Source organism: Mesorhizobium sp. WSM4308 (assembly GCF_002294905.1).
Classification (GTDB): Bacteria; Pseudomonadota; Alphaproteobacteria; order Rhizobiales; family Rhizobiaceae; genus Mesorhizobium.
The window spans coordinates 146870-166418 of sequence record NZ_NSFW01000017.1; the positions used below are offsets into that span (position 1 = coordinate 146870).

At 65.4% G+C, this 19549-nt stretch carries 20 protein-coding genes; 13 read left to right on the forward strand and 7 right to left on the reverse strand.

Annotated features, from left to right (window positions below):
- The first annotated feature begins 58 nt into the window (after positions 1–58).
- From CK227_RS27860 to CK227_RS27870, 3 genes are all read left to right on the forward strand, one after another.
- Positions 59–1204, forward strand: coding sequence for a helix-turn-helix transcriptional regulator (locus tag CK227_RS27860; protein ID WP_095775165.1), 1146 nt, complete (start codon positions 59–61; stop codon positions 1202–1204).
- Between the two features lie 316 nt (positions 1205–1520).
- Positions 1521–2960 (forward strand): nodulation protein NfeD, encoded by a 1440-nt coding sequence (locus CK227_RS27865; RefSeq protein WP_095775204.1) that lies wholly within the window; start codon positions 1521–1523, stop codon positions 2958–2960.
- Positions 2957–3715 (forward strand): slipin family protein, encoded by a 759-nt coding sequence (locus CK227_RS27870; protein ID WP_095775166.1) that lies wholly within the window; start codon positions 2957–2959, stop codon positions 3713–3715. Before CK227_RS27865 ends, CK227_RS27870 begins: the two co-directional genes overlap by 4 nt.
- Before the next feature lie 235 nt (positions 3716–3950).
- On the opposite strand, the gene CK227_RS27875 is transcribed toward CK227_RS27870, so the two are convergent.
- Entirely contained in the window at positions 3951–4340 is a 390-nt protein-coding gene (locus tag CK227_RS27875; protein ID WP_095775167.1) for a VOC family protein, read from the reverse strand.
- Between the two features lie 34 nt (positions 4341–4374).
- On the reverse strand, positions 4375–4584 hold the full coding sequence (locus CK227_RS27880) for a hypothetical protein (protein WP_095775168.1): 210 nt from the start codon (positions 4582–4584) through the stop codon (positions 4375–4377).
- Between the two features lie 142 nt (positions 4585–4726).
- On the opposite strand from CK227_RS27880, the gene CK227_RS27885 reads away from it, so the two are divergent.
- Positions 4727–5110: an SgcJ/EcaC family oxidoreductase gene (locus CK227_RS27885; RefSeq protein ID WP_095775169.1), complete on the forward strand. Its 384-nt coding sequence runs from the start codon at positions 4727–4729 to the stop codon at positions 5108–5110.
- A gap of 89 nt (positions 5111–5199) precedes the next feature.
- Here CK227_RS27885 and CK227_RS27890 read toward each other — a convergent pair whose 3' ends face one another.
- A complete protein-coding gene (locus CK227_RS27890) occupies positions 5200–6129 on the reverse strand; it encodes a LysR family transcriptional regulator (protein WP_095775170.1) in 930 nt (309 codons plus the stop codon).
- Positions 6130–6225: 96 nt separating this feature from the next.
- Here CK227_RS27890 and CK227_RS27895 point away from each other — a divergent pair, with 96 nt between their 5' ends.
- Complete coding sequence (locus CK227_RS27895) at positions 6226–7236, forward strand: NAD(P)-dependent alcohol dehydrogenase (protein WP_095775171.1); 1011 nt, start codon at positions 6226–6228, stop codon at positions 7234–7236.
- A 57-nt stretch (positions 7237–7293) separates the two neighbouring features.
- Here the strand turns inward: CK227_RS27895 and CK227_RS27900 are convergent, their stop codons facing one another.
- Genes CK227_RS27900 through CK227_RS27910 form a run of 3 tightly spaced genes read right to left on the reverse strand, consistent with a single transcriptional unit; the run spans position 7294 to position 11056 of the window.
- A complete protein-coding gene (locus tag CK227_RS27900; protein WP_095775172.1) occupies positions 7294–9606 on the reverse strand; it encodes a xanthine dehydrogenase family protein molybdopterin-binding subunit in 2313 nt (770 codons plus the stop codon).
- On the reverse strand, positions 9603–10586 hold the full coding sequence (locus CK227_RS27905) for a xanthine dehydrogenase family protein subunit M (RefSeq protein WP_095775173.1): 984 nt from the start codon (positions 10584–10586) through the stop codon (positions 9603–9605). The genes CK227_RS27900 and CK227_RS27905 overlap by 4 nt, the downstream gene beginning before the upstream one ends.
- The gene (locus CK227_RS27910) at positions 10583–11056 is read right to left on the reverse strand and encodes a (2Fe-2S)-binding protein (RefSeq protein WP_095775174.1); all 474 of its coding nucleotides are present in this window, start codon (positions 11054–11056) and stop codon (positions 10583–10585) included. Before CK227_RS27910 ends, CK227_RS27905 begins: the two co-directional genes overlap by 4 nt.
- 245 nt (positions 11057–11301) lie before the next feature.
- Between CK227_RS27910 and CK227_RS27915 the strand changes: the two genes are divergently transcribed.
- The 6 genes from CK227_RS27915 to CK227_RS27940 all read left to right on the forward strand — a co-directional run bounded on the left by CK227_RS27915 (position 11302) and on the right by CK227_RS27940 (position 17121).
- Positions 11302–11916 (forward strand): TetR/AcrR family transcriptional regulator, encoded by a 615-nt coding sequence (locus tag CK227_RS27915; protein ID WP_095775205.1) that lies wholly within the window; start codon positions 11302–11304, stop codon positions 11914–11916.
- A gap of 332 nt (positions 11917–12248) precedes the next feature.
- Positions 12249–12992: a DeoR/GlpR family DNA-binding transcription regulator gene (locus CK227_RS27920; RefSeq protein ID WP_095775175.1), complete on the forward strand. Its 744-nt coding sequence runs from the start codon at positions 12249–12251 to the stop codon at positions 12990–12992.
- A 113-nt stretch (positions 12993–13105) separates the two neighbouring features.
- Positions 13106–14677, forward strand: coding sequence for a sugar ABC transporter ATP-binding protein (locus CK227_RS27925; RefSeq protein WP_095775176.1), 1572 nt, complete (start codon positions 13106–13108; stop codon positions 14675–14677).
- Complete coding sequence (locus tag CK227_RS27930; protein ID WP_095775177.1) at positions 14674–15660, forward strand: ABC transporter permease; 987 nt, start codon at positions 14674–14676, stop codon at positions 15658–15660. The genes CK227_RS27925 and CK227_RS27930 overlap by 4 nt, the downstream gene beginning before the upstream one ends.
- A gap of 73 nt (positions 15661–15733) precedes the next feature.
- Complete coding sequence (locus tag CK227_RS27935) at positions 15734–16882, forward strand: substrate-binding domain-containing protein (protein WP_095775178.1); 1149 nt, start codon at positions 15734–15736, stop codon at positions 16880–16882.
- 77 nt (positions 16883–16959) lie between these two features.
- Positions 16960–17121, forward strand: a complete 162-nt coding sequence (locus CK227_RS27940; RefSeq protein WP_245318292.1) for a hypothetical protein — start codon at positions 16960–16962, stop codon at positions 17119–17121.
- Between the two features lie 19 nt (positions 17122–17140).
- On the opposite strand, the gene CK227_RS27945 is transcribed toward CK227_RS27940, so the two are convergent.
- Entirely contained in the window at positions 17141–17413 is a 273-nt protein-coding gene (locus CK227_RS27945; protein ID WP_095775179.1) for a hypothetical protein, read from the reverse strand.
- Positions 17414–17629: 216 nt separating this feature from the next.
- Between CK227_RS27945 and CK227_RS27950 the strand changes: the two genes are divergently transcribed.
- Together CK227_RS27950 and CK227_RS27955 are read left to right on the forward strand one after the other, a co-directional pair.
- Positions 17630–18790 (forward strand): hypothetical protein, encoded by a 1161-nt coding sequence (locus tag CK227_RS27950; RefSeq protein WP_095775180.1) that lies wholly within the window; start codon positions 17630–17632, stop codon positions 18788–18790.
- Positions 18783–19541 (forward strand): ABC transporter ATP-binding protein, encoded by a 759-nt coding sequence (locus CK227_RS27955; RefSeq protein ID WP_095775181.1) that lies wholly within the window; start codon positions 18783–18785, stop codon positions 19539–19541. Before CK227_RS27950 ends, CK227_RS27955 begins: the two co-directional genes overlap by 8 nt.
- Positions 19542–19549: the final 8 nt, after the last annotated feature.

The window sequence follows — 19549 nt, forward strand, 5'->3', positions numbered from 1 at the left end:
ATCTTTTGCCCACCATCCATCATGGGAGGGGCGGGCATGCCGGGGTGTAGGAGAAACGGTGGAAAGGCTGAGCAGCGAAGTCCTTTATTCGATTGTCGGCGATATCTACGACTGCGTGTTGAACCCCGACGGGTGGACTGGGGTAATGGTCCGCATCACCGAAGCCATGGATGCGGCTTATGCCACCATCGCGCTTGCCAGCACCGCCGGCAATCACGGCCGCTTCGCGGCCCAATCACCGTGGGATCCGGAGCGGATGCGCGTGCTCCAGGAGGATTATGACTTTGACGCGATTCCCGGGCTGAAGGCCGCGGTCGTCGGCGATATCGACACGCCCGTCGCGACACTGTCGCATATGAGCGAAGCTGACCTCCAGCGGACGCCCTTTTTTCAGAATTGGGCCAAACCGCAGGGATTGCGTGAGGGCTGCATCACCAAATTCGTTCATACGCCGGACCGGATCGGGCTCATGGGTTGCACCACGCGGGCAAGCAGGGGGGTGATTTCGGCCGAGGAGCAGCGCTTCCTGGCAATGCTCTCGCCGCATCTGCGCCGTGCGTCGCTGATCGGCGATCTGCTCGATCAGGCCCGCATGGCCGCCAATCTCTATCGCGCGGCGCTTGACCATCTCGCCGTCCCGGTCGTTCTGACCGGCGCCAACGGCGCGATCCTCCATGCCAATGGAGCCGCCGAGCTGATGCTCTCGGGACATGGTCCCATTCTTTCCAGGAACGGCGTGCTGCAGACGGAGAATCCGGCGGTTGCCCGCGCCTTGCTGGAAGCGATCGCCGGCGCCGCGGAGGCGGATGGCTCGCTTGGGTCACGCGGCATCGGTCTGCCCATTTCGGCCCCGGGCCAGCCGCCCGCCGTCGCCTATGTGCTGCCGTTGAGCGAAGGCACCGCGCGCGCGGCTTTCCGGCCCGCCTGTGCCGCTGTCTTCGTCTCGACCACGACGTCCTCTTCGCCACTGCCGGAGGCCGTCCTGACCACGCTGTTCGATCTCACGCCGGCGGAGGCGCGGGTACTGCTGCGCATCGGCAGCGGATTGTCCGCGTCCAGAAGCGCGTTGTCGCTCGGCATCGGCGAGAACACGCTGAAGACCCACCTCAACCGCATCTTCGCCAAGACCGGCACGCGCCGCCAGGCCGATCTGGTCAAACTCATTGCGGATATTGGCACGCCCGTCGCGGCTCCCGGATCATAGTGCGGGCCGCCTGAGGCTGCCAATCTCCGCCTCGCCGAGGAATCAGCGATTTCCTGACGCGCCGATCGGCCGCGGCTGATCGGCCACAGCGATCGGGAAAGCGCGGCGGTGCATTCCAGGGCAATTCCAGTGCGATCCAGCCCAAGACGCCAGGCGCGGGACAATGCAACACCGGCGCGTCGCCGAACGCCCCGCGCACGTGCCGCGCGGGGAAACGCCATTCGCCGTCACATCGGCCTTCGCCCCAATCGGCGCCATCAGCTTCCATTGGACTTCGCCGGGACACCACCCATATTGAGTCCATGGAGCGTTGAGCGTGTCCTTCGCGCGGGTGGCCCTTCTTGCCGTGGCTTTTGTCGCCGCGGCTGCATTTTCTCCCTTCGCCTCGGTTGGGAGCGAGAGGGTTGCGCTCAGCGTCGCCATTGACGGCGCCATCGGGCCAGCGAGCACCAGGCAACTCGAGGAAGCGCTCGATGTCGCCGCCAAGCGGGACGCCGCAGTCCTCATCCTGCAACTCGATACGCCCGGCGGGCTGGTCACCTCGATGCGCGAGATGATCGCCGACATCCTGGCCTCGCCGGTGCCCGTCATCGGCTATGTCGCGCCGGCCGGAGGCCATGCGGCGAGTGCCGGCACCTATATCCTCTACGCTACCCATATCGCGGCGATGGCGCCCGGCACCAATCTCGGCGCGGCGACACCGGTCGAGATCGGCGGGCTGCCGTCGCTGCCGGGCGGCGACAATGGCGACCAGAAGAACCAGGGCGACCAGAAGAACCAGGGCGACCAGAAGAACCGGGGCGACCAAAAGGACCAAGGCGACCAGAAGGGTGAGGACGGTCGGCCGGCGGGCGACGCGATGATGGCCAAGGTGACCAACGACGCGGTCGCCCTGATCCGCTCGCTCGCCGAACTGCGCGGGCGCAATGGCGACTGGGGCGAGAAGGCGGTGCGCGAGGCGGCAAGCCTGTCGGCCAATGCGGCGCTGCAGCAGCATGTCATCGACTTCGTCGCCCACGACACCACCGAGCTGTTGCAACTGGCCGATGGGCGCACCGTCGATGTGGCCGGCAAAAAAGTGGTGCTGGCGACCAAGGGGCTGCCGGTCGAGACGCTGGAGCCCGGCTGGTTCATCCAGCTTCTTTCGGTCATCACCGATCCGAACATCGCGGTCATCCTGATGCTGGTCGGAGTCTATGGCATCGTCTTCGAGTTCACCAGTCCCGGCGCGGTCGCGCCCGGCGTCATCGGCACCATCTGCCTGGTGCTCGGGCTCTATGCACTCAACCTCCTGCCGATCAACTATACCGGCCTTGCGCTGATGCTGCTCGGCATCGCCTTCCTCATCATCGAGGCCCTCAATCCCACCGTCTTGCTTGGGGTCAGCGGCGTGGCCGCCTTTCTTTTCGGCGCCGCCATGCTGCTGAGGGTGGAGGGGCCGGGCTTTGCCATGTCATGGGCCGTCATCGGCCCCGCCGCCGCGCTGACGCTTGGGCTGGCGCTGCTGACCGGCACCTATGTCTGGGCGGCACGCAGGAACCCGCCGCGCGTCGGCGGCGAGGCGATGCGCGGCCTGCCGGTCGAGATCCTCGACTGGCAGGGCGGCGAGGGCCATGTGCTGGCTTTGGGCGAGCGCTGGCGGGCAAGGGCGGACGAACCGATCGCAGCCGGCGACAGCGTCGAGGTCACCGAGATAAGCGACCTCGTGCTGACCGTGCGGCGGCGCGATGCGGCAAGGAATGGAGCAAGACAATGATGGTTGGTTATGTGGCCTATCTGGTCGTTGCGCTGGTCGTGATCATGTTCCTGTCGGCGGCTGTCCGTATCCTCAGGGAATATCAGCGCGGCGTGGTCTTCACGCTTGGCCGCTTCACCGGGGTCAAGGGTCCTGGCCTCATCATCCTCGTCCCCTTCGTGCAGCAGATGGTGAAGGTCGACCTGCGCGTGGTGGTGCAGGATGTGCCGCCGCAGGACGTGATTTCGCGCGACAACGTCTCGGTGAAGGTGAACGCGGTGCTCTATTTCCGCATCGTCGACGCCGAGCGCGCGATCATCCAGGTCGCGGACTACATGGCCGCCACCAACCAGCTGGCGCAGACCACCCTGCGCTCGGTGCTCGGCAAGCACGAGCTCGACGAGATGCTGGCCGAGCGCGACAAGCTCAACAGCGACATCCAGGAGATCCTCGACCAGCGCACCGACGCCTGGGGCATCAAGGTCTCGAATGTCGAGATCAAGCATGTCGACCTGAACGAGAGCATGATCCGCGCCATCGCCAAGCAGGCCGAGGCCGAGCGGCTGCGGCGCGCCAAGGTGATCAATGCCGATGGCGAGCAGCAGGCGGCGGCGAAACTGGTCGAGGCGGGCCGGATGCTGGCGGCCGAGCCGCAGGCCATGCAACTGCGCTATTTCGAGGCCCTGCACGACATTGCCGGCGAGCGCTCGTCGACGGTGGTATTCCCGCTGCCGGTGGATCTGCTCAGCCAGTTCATGAAGGGGCAGGGGAAGTGAGGCATTGACGCTGCCGGTCTCTTCCCTCGTCGGCAGAGTCAATCGGCCTCGCCGCCTTCGTCCTCCTCCATCCGGGCGACCAGTCGCAAGGTGCGGCATGGGCGAAAGGGGTGGCTACAAGTGCTAGTGCGACGATTGCCAGCGCGCTTTTCATTATCGGTCCCGACCGTGGCGGGGGCATCATATAGAGATTGGTGAAAACCGGCGAGCTGCCAATCTCCCCTGAGTGGATCGCTTATCTGCTCTTGGCCGGCTCGAACAGTTCCACCAGATTGCCGGAAGGGTCGACCAGCAAGATCTGCGAGCCGCCTGGCCCCGTCACGATTTCATTGCGGAAGTTGAGGCCCGCAGTGCGCAACCGGGCGACCTCCGCCGCCAGGTCCTCGACGATCAGATGAATGCGGTTCCAACCTCCGGGTCCCGGCCGTTCACCGTCGGGCATCGGTCTGCCCGCCGAGCTGGTCGGACCGCTCAAAAGCAGGCGAAGCGCTCCGCGTCTGACGTCCGCGAACGCCGGCGCATGGTTCGAAAGTTGCTCAAACCCCAGATGCTGCGTGTACCAGGCCACGGCGTCATCGACGTCGCTGACCATATAGCGGACATTGACAGTCGCGGACGCGGACATGGTCCTGCCTCTCTTTTTTCACGACGAAGCCAGGCTACCGCCAAGCTGCTTCATTCTTCTGCTCATAATCCTGGAACGCCTTGATCAATCCGCCCAGAACCTCCGCCGACGTCTCGAACATCGCCTTGAACTGGGGCTCATCGACCTTTGCGACATCTTCCCGCAGGTGGTCCTGAATCTCCTTGAATGCCTTCTGCATCTTCTGTGTGTGGTGCCGCGGATCGCGGTCAGCTGCGCTTGCCATTGTCCTTCTCCATTTCGTGGAGTCCTCCGTCACAAAACGCGGGCGATAGCGCTCGGGTTCCGCCTGCGGCGTTGCTGGCGAAGGCGATTGCACTAGGTATTTACGACAATCCGATCGCCGACGATTGCAAGGAGATAAACCGATGACCGATGACGCAACCGCGATCCGCCACGTGGTCGAGACCTGGATGGCGGCGAGCCGGAATGGCGATCTGGAGACCGTGCTTGGCCTGATGACGGACGATGTCGTCTTCATGGTTCCCGGCAAGGAGCCCTTCGGCAAGGAAGCCTTCGCCGCCACCTCCAGGAGCATGGGCGAGACCAAGATCGATGGCGACAGCGAGATCGTTGAGCTCAAACTGCTCGGCGACTGGGCCTATATACGCAACCGCATCGATATGACGGCGACACCGCCCGGCGGCGAGCCGGTGCATCGGTCGGGCTATACGCTGACGTTGCTGCGCAAGGAGAATGACGGCCGCTGGCGGCTGGCGCGGGATGCGAATTTGCTGGCGGCGAAAGGGTAGGGCGCGACCGCCGGAAGTGCCTATCTCCCCTTTTTTTGGGGTGTGTGCACCGCGTTCGATCGCCGGCGCGAACGCCCGCTACGTCGCCCTTACCTTCGCCAGGGTGGCTCCGGCGAAAATCGCTTACCGATCCAGTCGGCGAAGGCGCGGGTCTTGGCGGCTTGTCCCTTGGCCGAGGGCACGACGACATAGACCGCGCCTTCATCGGCCAGCGTCCACTCCTCCAGGACAGGCACCAGCCGTCCGTCGGCGAGTTCGCGTCCGATCAGCCAGTCGGTGCTCATCATCAGGCCGAGGCCCTGCACCGCGGCCTCGACCAGCACCTCGGCATCGTCGCTGACCAACGGCCCGGAAACCTCGACGCGTGCGCGCCGGCCCTCGTGGTCGGTCATCTCCCAGGCCGGAAAGGTCTGGAAGCCGCTGAAGCCCAGGCAGGAATGTTCGAGCAGCGCCTGCGGCGTCCGTGGCCTGCCTCTTCGGGCGAGATAGGCGGGGGCGGCGCAAAGCAGCCGGCGCCGCGTCGCCACCTTGCGTGCCACCAGGCGCGAATCCTCCAGCGCGCCGAGCCGCACGGCGACGTCGAAATTCTCGGCGACCAGATCGGCGAAGCGGTTGGAGAATTCGGCCTCGATGCGGATATCGGGAAATTCGGCAAGGAATTGCGGCAGCAGCGGTCCAATCCACATGCGCCCGAACGTGCCAGGCAGCGCCAGCCTGAGCAGGCCGCGCGGGCTGCCACCGGCATGCGCCGACGCGGCGGCCTCGGCCTCGTCGACGGAGGCGAGGATGGCGCGCACGCGCACCAGGAATTCGGCACCGGCTTCGGTCAGCGACACGCTGCGTGTCGTGCGATGCAGCAGCCTGACCCCCAGCCGCTCCTCCAGCGATTGCAGGCGCCGCGACAGGATGGTCGCGTCGCGCCCGACACGCGCCGCCGCCCTGGTGAAGGAGCGCGCCTCGGCGATGGCCGCGAAGGCCGCCATTTCGGCAAGGGCCGCCGGTTCATGAGATTGCTGCATGTTTCGCATTACTCAAATGCAAAATGGAACGATTATCCATAAATAGCGCAACAGATAGGTTCACTCAACCCTCAATCATCTCACCGGAGTGAAACCATGAAAGCCATCGAACTGAGCCAACCCAGGCTCGACGCCTTCCGTGCCGCCACCGTCGCCACCCCCGAACCGCAGCGCGGCGAGGTGCTGATCCGCCAGCGTGCGGCAAGCCTCAATTTCGTCGACGTCGCGGTGGCGAGCGGCAATTATCCGGGCCCGAGCTTTCCGCTCATCCCCGTCGCCGACGGCGCCGGCGAGATCGTCGCTCTGGGCGAGGGCGTTACGAGTTTCAGCACCGGCGATCGCGTCGTCGCCCATGCCAAGCCGCGCTGGATCGGCGGCCGGCCGCGGCCCTACGAGATGACGCAGATGCGCGGCATCTCGCTGCCGGGGTCGCTGGCCGAATATGTGGCGCTGCCGGCCAATTCGCTCGTGCCGGTCCCGGCGCATCTCTCCTTCGAGGCGGCGTCGACATTGCCGATCGCCGGCACCACGGCATGGAATGCCATCCGCGCCGCCAATGTCGGGCCGGGCTCGGTCGTCGTGCTGCTCGGCACCGGCGGCGTCTCGATCTTCACCCTGCAGCTTGCCAAGGCGGCCGGCGCCACCGTCATCATCACCTCGTCGTCGGACGAGAAGCTGGAACGGGCGAAGGCGCTGGGCGCCGATCATCTCATCAACTACCGCGCGACGTCAGACTGGGACGGCAAGGTGCTTGAGCTGACGGGCGGGCTCGGCGCCGACCTCGTCGTCGAGACCGGCGGCACCGCCACCTTCGCCCGCGCCGTCAACGCCACCGCGCCCGGCGGCACGCTGTTCACCATCGGTTTCGTCACCGGCGCCGAGGCCACGATCAACCTGCTGCCGATCATCATCAAGGCGCTGAAGGTGATCGGCAACAACACCGGGTCGGTGTCCGACCTTCGCGACGCCGCCCGCGCCATCGGCGCCGCGGGGATCAAGCCGGTCGTCGACAAGGTGTTTTCACCTGACGAGGCGACCGAGGCCTACGCCCACATGGCCGCCGGCGGCCTGCACTTCGGCAAGCTGGTGTTCGGGCTGGAGTGGTAGGGGCGAAAGTGACCGAGCGCGTAATCTCCACCGCAAAAGGAGATTACGCGCTCCATTTCAGATCAGCTTCTCCAGCGTGATCGGCAAATCGCGTACCCTCTTCCCCGTCGCGTGGAACACCGCATTGGCGATCGCGGGCGCGACACCGACGATGCCGAGCTCACCCACACCCTTGCCGCCGAGCGCCGAGGAGTGCGGGTCGGGAATGCCGACCGAGATCACCTCGATGTCCGGGATGTCGGCATTGGTCGGCACCAGGTAGTCGGCGAGGTTGTTGTTGACGATGCGGCCATGGCGACGATCCATGATGCCTTCTTCCAGCAGCGCCTGGCCGATGCCCATGATGATGCCGCCCTTCCATTGGCTTTCGGCGAGCTTGGGGTTGTAGAGCCGGCCGGAATCCAGCGCCGACACCACGCGCGAGACGCGCACCGTGCCGAAATCCTCGTCGACGCGGACCTCGATGAAATGCGCGCACCAGGAATAGCGCGAATAGTCGCCCTCGGTGTGCGGCAACGCCATGGCGATGGTGGTGTAGTTCTTGTAGCGGTCCTCGGCGGTCGAATTGGCCGGCATGGTGTCGCCGGTCGCCTCGATGCGGTCGCGGCCGACGCTCTTGAACAGTTCGGCGATCGAGACATCGGGGCCATCGCCGCGCGGCGAGCCGATGCGGCCATTGGCGACAACCAGAGTGTTGGCCTGCAGTGCGTGGAAGGGCGAGCGCGGATCACTGATGGCGAGCCCCACCAGTTGATCGAGCGCCGAGGTCGCGGCCTTGTGAACAGCACCCGTCATCACGCCGGCCAGGCGCGAACCGCCGCTGACGCCGGCGCGGGCAAAGCGGGAGTCGCCGAGCTTCACCACCACATCGTCGGCCGGCACGCCGAGCGTCTCGGCGGCGGTCTGCGCCAGGATGGTGTAGGTGCCCTGGCCCATGTCGATCGAGGAGCTTTCGACCTCGACCGAGCCGTCGGCCAGGATGCGCACGACGGCCTCGCCATAGGCGCGCCGCACCGGATAGGTGCCGGCGGCGACGCCCCAGCCGATCAGCTGGTTGCCGTCGCGCATCGAGCGCGGTTTCGGCGAGCGCCTGGACCAGCCGAAGCGTTCGGCGCCCGCGGCAAAAGCCTCGCGCAACTGCCTGGTCGACCAGGCCTTTTTCGCGTGCGGATCCTGTTCGGCATAGTTGCGCAGGCGGATTTCCAATGGATCGATGCCGACCTCATAGGCGAGCTCGTCGATGGCGCTTTCGATGCCGAAGGCCGAGGGATTTTCGCCCGGCGCGCGCATGGCGCCCGGCACCACGGAATTGACCCGCACGACATTCTGCTTCGAGGAGAAATTCGGCGTCGCGTACATGATCGAGGTGACCGAACCCAGCGGCTCGACCCACATGCCGTCGATGGACGTTTCATTGACGCCGCGATGCACGATCGACTGAATCACGCCGTCGCGGTCGGCGCCGATGGTCACGGTCTGGCGCGTCGCGGCGCGGCCGCCATAGCCGGTAAAGGTCTGCGGCCGCGTCATCACCAGCTTCACCGGGCGGCCGATCATTTTGGCGGCACTTGCCGCCACCGCACCGTGGCTCAGCGCCAGCGCCTTGGAGCCGAAGCCGCCGCCAATATAGGGCGAGACCAGCCGCACATTCTCGAACGGCACTTCGAACCATTCGGCATAGGTGCGGGCCATGCCGTCGAGCCACTGGCTCGGCTCCCACACGGTCAGACGATCACCTTCCCAGCGCGCAATCAGGCCATGCGGCTCCATCGGCGCCTGGTATTCGCGCGGCGTGTTGTAGGCGGCGCAGATGCGCACCGGCGCGGCGGCGAAGGCGGCGGGCGCATCGCCCCATTCCTTGGTCATGGCGTCGATCGCAATGCCGTCACCGGCCTTGCCGTCGCTGAGGTCGACGATGGAAGGCGTCTCGTCGTAGCTGACCTTGACCAGGGCTGCGGCGGCGACCGCCTGCTCGAAGGTTTCGGCGACAACCGCCGCGACATGCTGGCCCGAGAAGGTGATGTCGCGGGCCAGCGGGCAATAGGGCTTGTCCGGCGGCGTCGTGCCGAGCCAGTCCGACGCGGTCCTCAGGCTGATGATGGTATCCGGCGTCAGCATTTGCAGCACGCCGGGCGAGGCTTCAGCGCTTGCCGTGTCGATCGCGCGTACCTTGCCCGAGGCGATCGTGCTTTCGACCAGCACGGCATAAGCCAGTCCTTCGAGCTGCTGTTCGACCGCGTATTTCGCGGCACCGGTGATCTTGGCCGGGCCGTCGACGCGAGACAGCCGGCCGCCGACGGCCTCCGCCAGTGTGCCGTCGGAGGCGTCGCCCCGTTTCGATTCACCAACTCTGATGTTGTGAACGGTCATGCCGTCTCTCCCAATTTGAGGATGGCGCGCGCGACAACGCGCGGCGCGAGCTCGATCTTGTAATGGTTGGCGCCATGGTCGACGGCGCCTTCGACGGCGAGCAGGCTGGCGGCACGGACGGTTTCCGGCTCCAGCACCTTCCCCTTCAGGGCGTCTTCCACGGCACGGACGCGCCAGGGCTTGGTCGCGACGCCGCCGAGCGCGACGCGCAGATCGCGGATGGTGCGGCCATCTGCTTCGAATTCGATGCCGACAGCGGCACTCGCGGCGGCGAATTCATAGGATTGCCGGTCGCGGATCTTCAGATAGGTCGAGCGGCGGGCTGCCGCGGAGGCAGGGATTGCGATTGCGGTGATCATCTCGCCCGGCTCGATCGCGTGTTCCCTGTCGGGCGTGGTGCCGGGCAGCAGGAAGAAGTCATCCACCAGAAGCTTGCGCTCGCCCAGATGAACTGTTGCGTCGAAGGCGACCAAGGCGGTGGCGAGGTCGCCGGGATACATGGCGATACAGGCCTCGCTGGTGCCGAGCACCGCGTGTCCCCTGGTGACTCCGCCGATGGCCGAACAGCCGCTGCCTGATACACGCTTGTTGCAGGCGGCAAAATTCACGGGATCGCGGAAATAGGGGCAGCGCGTGCGCTGCATCAGATTGCCGCCGATGGTCGCCATGTTGCGGATCTGCGCCGACGCCGCCTGCCACAGCGCTTCCGAGATGGCGGGGAAGCGGCTCTTGATGTCGGCATGGTCGGCGACATGGCCCATTCTGGCGAGCGCGCCGATGGTGGCGCCGCGCTCGTCGACCGCGATCCGGTCGAGCCCCTTGAGATGGGTGATGTCGACCAGCGTGTCGGGCTCGGCGACGCCGCATTTGGCGAGGTCGATCAGCGCGGTGCCGCCGGCCAGCAGCATGGCGCCGGGCAGGGCGGCCGCCTGGCGTGCGGCGTCAGTCGAAGTGGCGCGCAGGTATGAAAAATCCCTCATGATGCGAACTCCTGGGCTGCCTGGCGGACGGCGGCAACGATGTGCGGATAGGCGCCGCAGCGGCAGAGATTGCCGGCCATGTATTCGCGGATTTCCTCGTCGGAGCCGGCATGGCCCTCGCGGATGCAGGCCACCGCCGACATGATCTGGCCGGGCGTGCAATAGCCGCACTGGAAGGCGTCCTGTTCGAGGAAGGCAGCCTGCACGGGATGCAGTTCGCCCTCCCGTGCAAGCCCCTCTATGGTGGTGATGGCGCGGCCCTCGGCTTGCGCGGCCAGCGTCAGACAAGCCAGCACGCGCTCGCCGTCTATGTGCACGGTGCAGGCGCCGCACTGGCCATGGTCGCAGCCCTTCTTGGTGCCGGTCAGGCCGAGCCGCTCGCGCAGAGCATCGAGCAGCGTCACGCGCGGCTCAATCTGCAATTCGTGGTGCCGGCCGTTGATGTCGAGATGGACGGGGATTTTCGTCATGGGCGTCTGGCTCCAGTTGCTTGACGCTGAGGGGAATGATCTGGTGTCGGGGCGGGGGAGGGCAAGGGCGTCTTCGTCAATCCCCGGCTGGCAGGGGAGCTGTGGCTAGCGGCTTTGAAAGACGTGACATACCCGTTCCCCTTCTTATATGATGAAGGCACTCCACTAAAGCGGAGGTGCCTCCGTTTATTACGTGGGGGCTGACCCGGCCGGGTTCAAGCCCCTGACACAATGTGGAGAAAAAATTGGCCGTCGAGCCGTCCGCAATCGCCGAAACGAAGACCGCCGCAGAGGAAAAGCCGCTGCGCGCGGATGCCCGGCGCAACCGCGACCGGCTGGTCGAGGTGGCGGCTTCGGTGTTTGCCGAGCGCGGCATCGATGCCTCGCTGGAGGAGATCGCGCGTCGCGCCGGCGTCGGCATCGGCACGCTCTACCGGCATTTCCCGACGCGCGAGCATCTGGTCGAGGTGGTCTACCGCCGCGAGGTCGAGGCGCTGTGCGCCGCCGCCGGCGAGCTTGCCGCGAAACATCCCTCCGATGTCGCGCTGGACGAGTGGATGCGGCGCTTCGTCGACTACATCGCCACCAAGCGCGGCCTGGCGACCAGCCTGCGCATCCTGCTGACAACCAATTCCACGCTGTTCTCCGACACGTCGGGGCGGGTCTCGCAGGCCTTGCGGCAACTGGTCGAGGCGGCGGTGGCCGACGGGACCATCCGTGGCGACGTCGATGCCTCCGACGTGCTGCACGCGCTGTCGGGCATCTACTCCGCGCCCGACACGCCGGAGTGGCGCGACCGCTCGCGGCGGCTGGTCAAGCTGTTGATGGACGGGCTGCGGTTCGGGGCGGGGAAGGGCTGACATCGTGGACGACCTCAGCTTGCTGCTGACTGGTTCGTCAGCGGGGAGGACACCAGCCTGGCAGCCGCCAACAGTCTGGAAGCGTTGCTCGACGCGGCCTATCCCGATGATGAGCTTGTTCAAGATGTGGTCATAGACCTTGCGAGCTACAGACCCGGCGGCGGCCCATTTCTCTTCGATAAGCTGGAGATTCAACGGCGCTTGCATCGCCTTCGCGATTATCTTTCGCGCCGCACCTAAAGAGATCTAGAGCGAAGCGGGACGCAGGGCTTGCAACCAAATGCGAGCGGTTGTTAAAATCCTCACATTTCAAGGGATGCACAGGCCCACGCATGACGGCTCGCAAGGCGCAAAGGACGGCACGGCTTATCGATCTGCTGTCGCAGCGGCGGGTTATCCATCTCAGCGAAGCCGCGGCGCTGCTCGGCGTTTCCGAGATGACGGTGCGGCGTGACATCGCCACCAACCAGGGGCAGATCGCCTATCTCGGCGGGCACATATTGGCGGCGGCCGAGATCGAGCCCGATATTCCCTATGAACTGGCGACCGCGGCCGACAGCCATGCGGCGGCCAAGCGCGAAGCCTGCGCGCATGCGGTGCGCAAGATACGGCCCGACGAGACGATCTTCATCGACTGCGGCACGACGCTGATCCATCTGATCGATCTCATTCCCGACAATTATCAAATAACGGCAATATGTTACGCCATGAATGTCGCGGAACGCCTGAGCCGCAAGCCCAATGTCACCATCATCATGCTGGGTGGTGTCTATCATCCGGCCTCGGCGTCTTTCTCGGGCACGCATGATTTCGACATTTTGAACAGCGTCGGCATCAACGCGGCCTTCCTGTCGGCCGCCGGCGTCGACGCCAAGCGCGGCGCCACCTGCGAGCATTTCCACGAAGCGGTGGTGAAGCAGAAGGTGATGAGCCTGGCGCGCGAAAATTATCTGGTCATCGACTCGAGCAAGATCGGCAAGCTCAAGCGCGCCTTTTTTTCGGCCATGGACGGCTTCGACGCCATCATCACCGAACATGGCGAGGTCGGGCCGGATTCATTCCTGCCGCAGGCCTGACTCCGTTTGACATTTCACCGGTCTGATGGAAAAGTCACAAAAAAAGTAAGAGAAGTCTCAAAAGGGGCTCGGCAGGGGTAGAGGACGCGTCAACGGGAGGAAGTGCGGGCGTCATGGTCGAACAGGGTTCGATTGCGCTGATTTCCGAGGCTCCCTTGCTGCGCGTCGAGGGCGTCAGAAAGCGGTTCGGCGGCGTCAATGCGCTGCGCGGCGTCAGTCTCGAGATCCTGTCCGGTGAAGTCCACGCACTGCTCGGCGAAAACGGCGCCGGCAAGTCGACGCTGATCAAGATCCTGAGCGGCGTGCACGTGCATGATGGCGGCTCGATCGAAATCGACGGCAAGCCTGTCTCGTTTTCTTCGCCCGCCCAGTCGCGCGATGCCGGCGTGGCGGTGGTTTACCAGGATCTGAGCCTGGTCGAGTCGCTGTCGGTCGCCGACAATCTGCTTTTGGGGCGAGAGCCGCAGACGCGGCTCGGCTTCCTGAAAAAGCGCCAGCTGGTGGCGCAGGCCGAGGCCTTCCTCAAATCGCAGAACATTCCGCTCGATGCCCGCGCCATGGTCGGCTCGCTGCCCTTCGCCTATCGCCAGATGACCGAGATCGCCAAGGCGCTGATGGGCGATGTCCGCCTGCTCATCCTCGACGAGCCGACCTCGGCGCTGACCGATGATGAGGAGAAGATCCTGTTCGAGGCGATCCGGGCGGTTGCAGCACGTGGCGTCGGGGTGATCTACGTCACCCACCGCCTCAACGAAGTGTTCCGCATTTCGAACCGGGTGACGGTGTTCCGCGACGGCCAGAACGCCGGAACTTTCGTCACGGCGCAAACCAATATGCGGCAATTGGTCGGCGCGATCGTCGGGCCGGATCACGCTGTGCTAAAAGCAGATGGCGCCGCATCCGGACAAGGGCAGGCGCCGTCCGCCGGTTCCTCTGAAAAGCCCGTGCTCGAATTGAAAGGCGTCAGCAATGACCGGCTCGACGGGGCCAGTCTCGAATTGCGCGCGGGCGAAATCCACGGCCTTGCCGGGCTGATCGGCAGCGGACGCACCGAAATCCTGCAGACCATCTTCGGCCTGCGGCCCATCCAGTCGGGCGAGGCCAGCTTGGACGGCGTGTCGCTGAAGGGAACAGACCCGGCGGCGGCGATCGGGCAAGGCATCGCACTGGTGCCGGAGGACCGGCACGTCCAGGGCCTGGTCCTCGAACATTCGATCGAGCGCAATCTGACCTTGCCGCGGCTGCCTTATTTCTCGCGCCTTGGCTGGCTGCAGCGCCGGCCGGCGAGCGAACATGCCAATGCGGCGATGCGCAGGCTGGCCGTGAAGGCGCCAAGCGCGTCGACCATGGTGAAGAACCTGTCGGGCGGCAACCAGCAGAAGGTCGTGTTCGGCAAATGGAACGAGCCGCGGCCGCGCGTGCTGTTGCTCGACGAGCCGACGGTCGGGGTCGATGTCGGCGCGCGCGAGGAGATTTACGGCGTCATTCGCACGGCTGCGGCGGCCGGCAGCGGGGTGCTGCTGGTGTCTTCGGATCTCTCCGAATTGCTGCAGCTCTGCGACCGCATCTCCATCGTCGTCGATGGCCGCATCACCAGGACGATCGCGCGGCCGGAATTCGGCAGCGCCGAGGACCTGCATCACCTCATTCAACTTTCGCAGCCATCGGAAGAGCACGCGGCATGACCGACATCCAGAGCCCGGCAAAAGCCGCCACCAACCAGCCGAGCGGGCGCTCGGCCTTGCAGCATCTGCTCAAGGGCGAGCGTCCCTACATGCTCTATGTCGCCTTCGCCGTCATGCTGATCGTTTTCAGCCTGGCGTCACCATGGTTCCTGTCTATCGACAATTTTCTCAACATCGGCCGTCAGACGACGCTGGTGTCGATCATTGCGGTGGGCATGACATTCGTCATCATCTCCAGGCAGATCGACCTGTCGGTGGCCTCGACCCTGGCACTTTCGGGCATGAGCGCGTCGCTGGCGATGGCCTTTGTCGCCAACAACTGGGTCGTCGGCGCCGTGGCCGGGCTGGGCACCGGGGCGCTGATCGGGCTGCTCAACGGCGTCTTGACCACGCGTCTGGAAATCCCGTCCTTCCTGGTGACATTGGGCACGCTGAGCGGCGCACGCGGGCTGGCGCTGATGGTCACCAACACCAAGCCGGTCATCATCACCAACGAGTACTATTTCGCGATCTTCGGCGAAGGCTCGGTGCTCGGTATCCCGGCGCCGATCCTGTGGACGCTCGGCGTCACCATCGCCGGCATCTTGCTGCTGCACTACAGCGTCTATGGGCGGCGGGTTTACGCCGCCGGCGGCAACCCGACGGCCGCGCTCTATTCCGGCGTGCATATCAAGCAGGTCACGACGCTTGCCTTCGTGCTGACCGGCACGCTCGCCGGGCTGGCGTCGCTGATCCTGTCGGCGCGCTCGCACGCGGCGCGGCCCGATGTGGTGCAAGGCATGGAGCTCGATGTCATCGCCTCGGTCATCCTTGGCGGCTGCAGTCTGTTCGGCGGCCGCGGCTTCGTGCTCGGCACGCTGCTCGGCAGCCTGATCATCGGCACGCTCAACAACGGGCTGGTGCTGCTCGGCGTCAGCTCGTCACTGCAACTCGTCATTAAAGGAGCAATCATCGTCGCCGCTGTCGCGTTCACGAGGAGGTAAGGCGCACGCGGAAATCAGCAGAAGCCGCCGGCTCCAAACGGCAAGACAATATCAACAATCAACGGAGGAAGTCATGAAATCGGTTCACTCGCTTTTCTGCACATTGAGCCTCGCCGCCAGCGCCTTCGCGCTGTCGACGATCCTCAGCCTCGCGCAAACGCCGGACACCTGCGTTAGCGGCGTCGACATGGCGACGCTCGGCCCCAAGGGCATTGTCGGCCAAGGCCCGCACGGTGAAAAGGCAGCCTCGCCCGACGAGCTGAAGCTGACCGATGACGAGGCCGCCAAGGTCAAGGCCGGCAAGTTCAAGGTCGGCATTTCCATGCAGACGGTGAACCTCGACTGGTCGCAATTGCAGGTGCAAGGCATTAGCGAAACGCTGGCCAAATATGGCGTCACCGTCACCGGCGTGGCGTCGGCCGAATATCAGGTCGACAAGCAGATCGCCGATATCGAGAACACCATCCAGCAGCATCCGGACGGCATCATTTCCATTCCCGTCGATTTCACCGCGACGGCGCCGACCTACAAGAAGGTGGGCGAGGCCGGCATCAAGCTGGTGTTCATGGACAGCATCCCGGTTGGCCTCTCATCTCCAAAGGATTTTGCCTCGATGATCTCGGCCGACAGCCAGGGCAACGGCCAGATCGCTGCGCAGATCCTGGCCTCCTGCATGCCCAAGGGCGGCACGATCGGCCTGGTGAATTTCGGCGTCGACTATTTCAGCACCAATGAGCGCACCAAGGGCGTCGGCGAGTGGATGAAGAAGAACCGGCCCGACATCGTCATGAAGCAGGTCGACTTCACCGATCCCTCGAAGGTCTCGCAGATCTCCGGCGACTTCCTCACCGGCAATCCGGATGTGAAGGGCCTGTTCGCGGTCTGGGACCAGCCGGCGCTGGACACGCTGTCCTCGATGCGGGCGCAAGGCATCGACATTCCGATCACCACGGTCGATCTCGGCCTGCAGTCGGCGATCGAAATCGCCAAGGGCGGCCCGCTCAAGGCTACCGGCTCTCAGCGCCCCTATGACCAGGGTGTGGCCGAAGCGATGGCGATGATGAAGGCGCTGATCGGGCAACCCACGCCGGCCTGGGTCGGCGTGCAGTCGCTGCCGGTGGTGCAGTCCAACGTGCTGGAATCCTTCAAGACCGTCTTCCACAAGGATCCGCCGGCCGAGCTCGTCGACGCCTGCAACAGCGCCAAGCCGAAGTGCAATTGAGGTAATTGAGGTAATTGCGTGGGCGCGGGAGAGATCCCGCCCCACCAGCCGGAACGACCATTCTGGGCTGGGCCTACATGTCTCTCGACCAGGTCGGCGAGAGCAGCGCCAACCCATTCGAAGGCAATGCCAACGACGTTCCGATCTCGCAGATCTGCCGCGACATCGAACTGCGCGCCGGACTTGGCGAGGCTGACCTGCCCAAGCCCTTGCTGCCCGTCAACGACATCGCGACCTGAAGTGCCTGATCTGGCGCGGCTACGCTTTCGCTTCGATGAGGATCACCAGCGATTCCGGCACCACGCCATCGTGCGCCATGGCGTCGGCGGCCGCCTTGCTCTGCATCAGCGCGGCCATCTTGTCCATGTCCGGCACGTCCATCATCACGGCCACCCGCTTCGGGTTCTGCGGATCGACGAAGGTGCGGATGTTGGTGATCCCCAGCGAGCCGAAAAGCTCCTTGCGCTTGGGTGAACTGAGCCAGTGCTTGCTGTCTTTCGAGATGTTGTGATGGCCGATTACGGTTGGCATGGCATCCTCCCCAGGGTGACGCCGGCGGTCGATATCGCCCGCCTGATGCTGCGATCCACCTGTACGGGCCAGTGAGCGCTGTTTCCCGTAGACTGTCAATTAGCGGTTGCTGATATACGTCCGTCCCGGGGACTGAGCCACGACGGCCCTACTGGCGGCACAATCGTCGCCGACCTATGTCGATGTCCAACCGCTGGCGATCGCAAAGATGGAACAATGCGGCACGACAGGCTTGTCCTGACCCTGATTTGGCGCGAGCTCTCGGCTGGCCTGCGCTCGATGCGCCGACGCGACCTTGCATGGATCGTCGCTGGCGGCGGGGCGCTGCTCGCCTACGCCATTGCCGACATCGTCGTCGCCTTGCAGGCGGCATCCACCGGGCTGCGGCAGGCACAGGCGCTGTGGACGGCCGGCCTGCCGGGATCGCTTCTTTGCCTTGGCGGCTTCGCCGGCAGTGCAATCGCAAGACTTTGCCTGTCGTGTGCCTTCGCGCCGTTCCTGAAAGCACTGCCGCTTTCACTCATGGAGCGCCGGCGCATGGCGGCGGTGGCGGCATGCGCGCTGGGCGTTCCCCTTGCCTTCATCGTCGCGGCGACAGTGGGCCTTGGCTGTTTCGTCATCGCAAAGCCGCTGGCGCCGGCCTGGGGTCTCGGTGCCGCGATGCTGTTTGGCGCCGGATTTGGCGCGGCGGCGGTGCTGCGCCTGCGGAGCGCTCGCGACCTGGTCCACGCCGACAATACCGATCCGGTGAGCGATCCGGGCGGGCGCCGCCCGTCGCTCGGCGCCTTCGATCGATCGACGCCGGCCTGGCTCTCGAGCTGGGCCTGGGGTCTGCCCGCCGGGCGCGTAAGGTTTTCATGGCGGCTGGCGGGAGCAGGCATCCTTTTCGGCCTCGCGGCGGTCGTTGCCGGCTCCATCAGCCTTGTCCACCATGATGCCGTGCCGGCGGCCATGGCAGGGCTGACCGGGGGCCTTCTGGTGTTCATGCTGAGCGCTCGGTTCCATCCGCTCGGCTCGCCGGTGCTGCGCACGGCTCCGCTCGGCTTCGTCAGGGCCTGGCTGCGCCTGGCGCGGCTGCCGCTGCAGTTGTCGCTTGCCTTCTTTCTCTTGCCGGCGGGCGCCGCCCTGGCGGCGGAGCCGTCGGCCTGGGCGATGCCGCTCGCCAGCGGCTTCTGGCTGCTGGCGCTGAACGGCGCCTATGCGGTGTTTGCCGCCTATTTCATGACCGCGCCGTTCGTTGCCGCGCTGAGCTTCCTCGGCGCCATTGCCTACGCCAGCTACGAGACGCTCGAATATGGGCGCACGGTGCTGATCGGCTTTGCCGCCCTTGTCCTGTTTCTGTGGCACCAGGCGCAACGGAGATATCGCCATGGATAGCAGCGTCGATCCCGCCGAAATCCTCGCGGTTCGCGGGCTCAGCGCCGGGTATGGTCGTCGCGCGGTCGTCAGCGGCATCGATCTGTCGCTCGAACGGGGCGACGTGCTGGGCCTGCTCGGCGCCAACGGCTCGGGCAAGTCCACCTTGCTCAGGGCGATCACGGGCCAGATCCGGCCGCTCGGAGGGACCGTGGCGATCGACGGCGCCGACCTTGCCAGGGCACCGGAACGCGCCAAGTCAGGCTTCGGCCTTGCCGTCGATCCATCCGACCTGCCGGCGGCGCTGAGCGGGCGGCAATACCTTCAACTCGTCGCCTCGATCCGCGGTTGCGCCGAAGACGACTGGCCTGGCGTCGATGTCGCCGAACGGCTCGGGCTCAAGCGCTGGATTGAACGGCCGATCGCCGAATATTCACTCGGCACGCGGGCCAAGATCGCCATTGCCGCGGCCTTGCTTGGCGCGCCACCGCTGCTGATCCTCGATGAGTCCCTGAACGGCCTCGATCCGCTCGCCGGCTTTGAGGTGAAGCGCATCATCCTAGCCCTGGCTTCCAGTGGCCGCCATGCCGTCATCATCTCCACCCATGTCGTGGAAGCGGTGCCGGGACTGTGCAACCGCGCCGTCCTCCTGGCCGATGGCCGCATGGCGCGCGACTGGCACGCAAGGCAACTGGCCGAGGCTGGCCAGATGCCCGGCGCCTTCGAAGCCGAAGTCATGCAGGCACTGACGGTCCAGGCGGTCGATGGGTGAGGGCACGT

Excerpts from the sequence above, each read along its gene's own strand:
- CK227_RS27870 (WP_095775166.1), top strand. The coding sequence starts at position 2,957 with ATGATGGTTGGTTATGTGGCCTATCTGGTCGTTGCGCTGGTCGTGATC.
- CK227_RS27875 (WP_095775167.1), bottom strand. The coding sequence starts at position 4,340 with ATGTCCGCGTCCGCGACTGTCAATGTCCGCTATATGGTCAGCGACGTC.
- CK227_RS27880 (WP_095775168.1), bottom strand. The coding sequence starts at position 4,584 with ATGGCAAGCGCAGCTGACCGCGATCCGCGGCACCACACACAGAAGATG.
- CK227_RS27885 (WP_095775169.1), top strand. The coding sequence starts at position 4,727 with ATGACCGATGACGCAACCGCGATCCGCCACGTGGTCGAGACCTGGATG.
- CK227_RS27890 (WP_095775170.1), bottom strand. The coding sequence starts at position 6,129 with ATGCAGCAATCTCATGAACCGGCGGCCCTTGCCGAAATGGCGGCCTTC.
- CK227_RS27895 (WP_095775171.1), top strand. The coding sequence starts at position 6,226 with ATGAAAGCCATCGAACTGAGCCAACCCAGGCTCGACGCCTTCCGTGCC.
- CK227_RS27900 (WP_095775172.1), bottom strand. The coding sequence starts at position 9,606 with ATGACCGTTCACAACATCAGAGTTGGTGAATCGAAACGGGGCGACGCC.
- CK227_RS27905 (WP_095775173.1), bottom strand. The coding sequence starts at position 10,586 with ATGAGGGATTTTTCATACCTGCGCGCCACTTCGACTGACGCCGCACGC.
- CK227_RS27910 (WP_095775174.1), bottom strand. The coding sequence starts at position 11,056 with ATGACGAAAATCCCCGTCCATCTCGACATCAACGGCCGGCACCACGAA.
- CK227_RS27920 (WP_095775175.1), top strand. The coding sequence starts at position 12,249 with ATGACGGCTCGCAAGGCGCAAAGGACGGCACGGCTTATCGATCTGCTG.
- CK227_RS27925 (WP_095775176.1), top strand. The coding sequence starts at position 13,106 with ATGGTCGAACAGGGTTCGATTGCGCTGATTTCCGAGGCTCCCTTGCTG.
- CK227_RS27930 (WP_095775177.1), top strand. The coding sequence starts at position 14,674 with ATGACCGACATCCAGAGCCCGGCAAAAGCCGCCACCAACCAGCCGAGC.
- CK227_RS27935 (WP_095775178.1), top strand. The coding sequence starts at position 15,734 with ATGAAATCGGTTCACTCGCTTTTCTGCACATTGAGCCTCGCCGCCAGC.
- CK227_RS27940 (WP_245318292.1), top strand. The coding sequence starts at position 16,960 with ATGTCTCTCGACCAGGTCGGCGAGAGCAGCGCCAACCCATTCGAAGGC.
- CK227_RS27945 (WP_095775179.1), bottom strand. The coding sequence starts at position 17,413 with ATGCCAACCGTAATCGGCCATCACAACATCTCGAAAGACAGCAAGCAC.
- CK227_RS27950 (WP_095775180.1), top strand. The coding sequence starts at position 17,630 with ATGCGGCACGACAGGCTTGTCCTGACCCTGATTTGGCGCGAGCTCTCG.
- CK227_RS27955 (WP_095775181.1), top strand. The coding sequence starts at position 18,783 with ATGGATAGCAGCGTCGATCCCGCCGAAATCCTCGCGGTTCGCGGGCTC.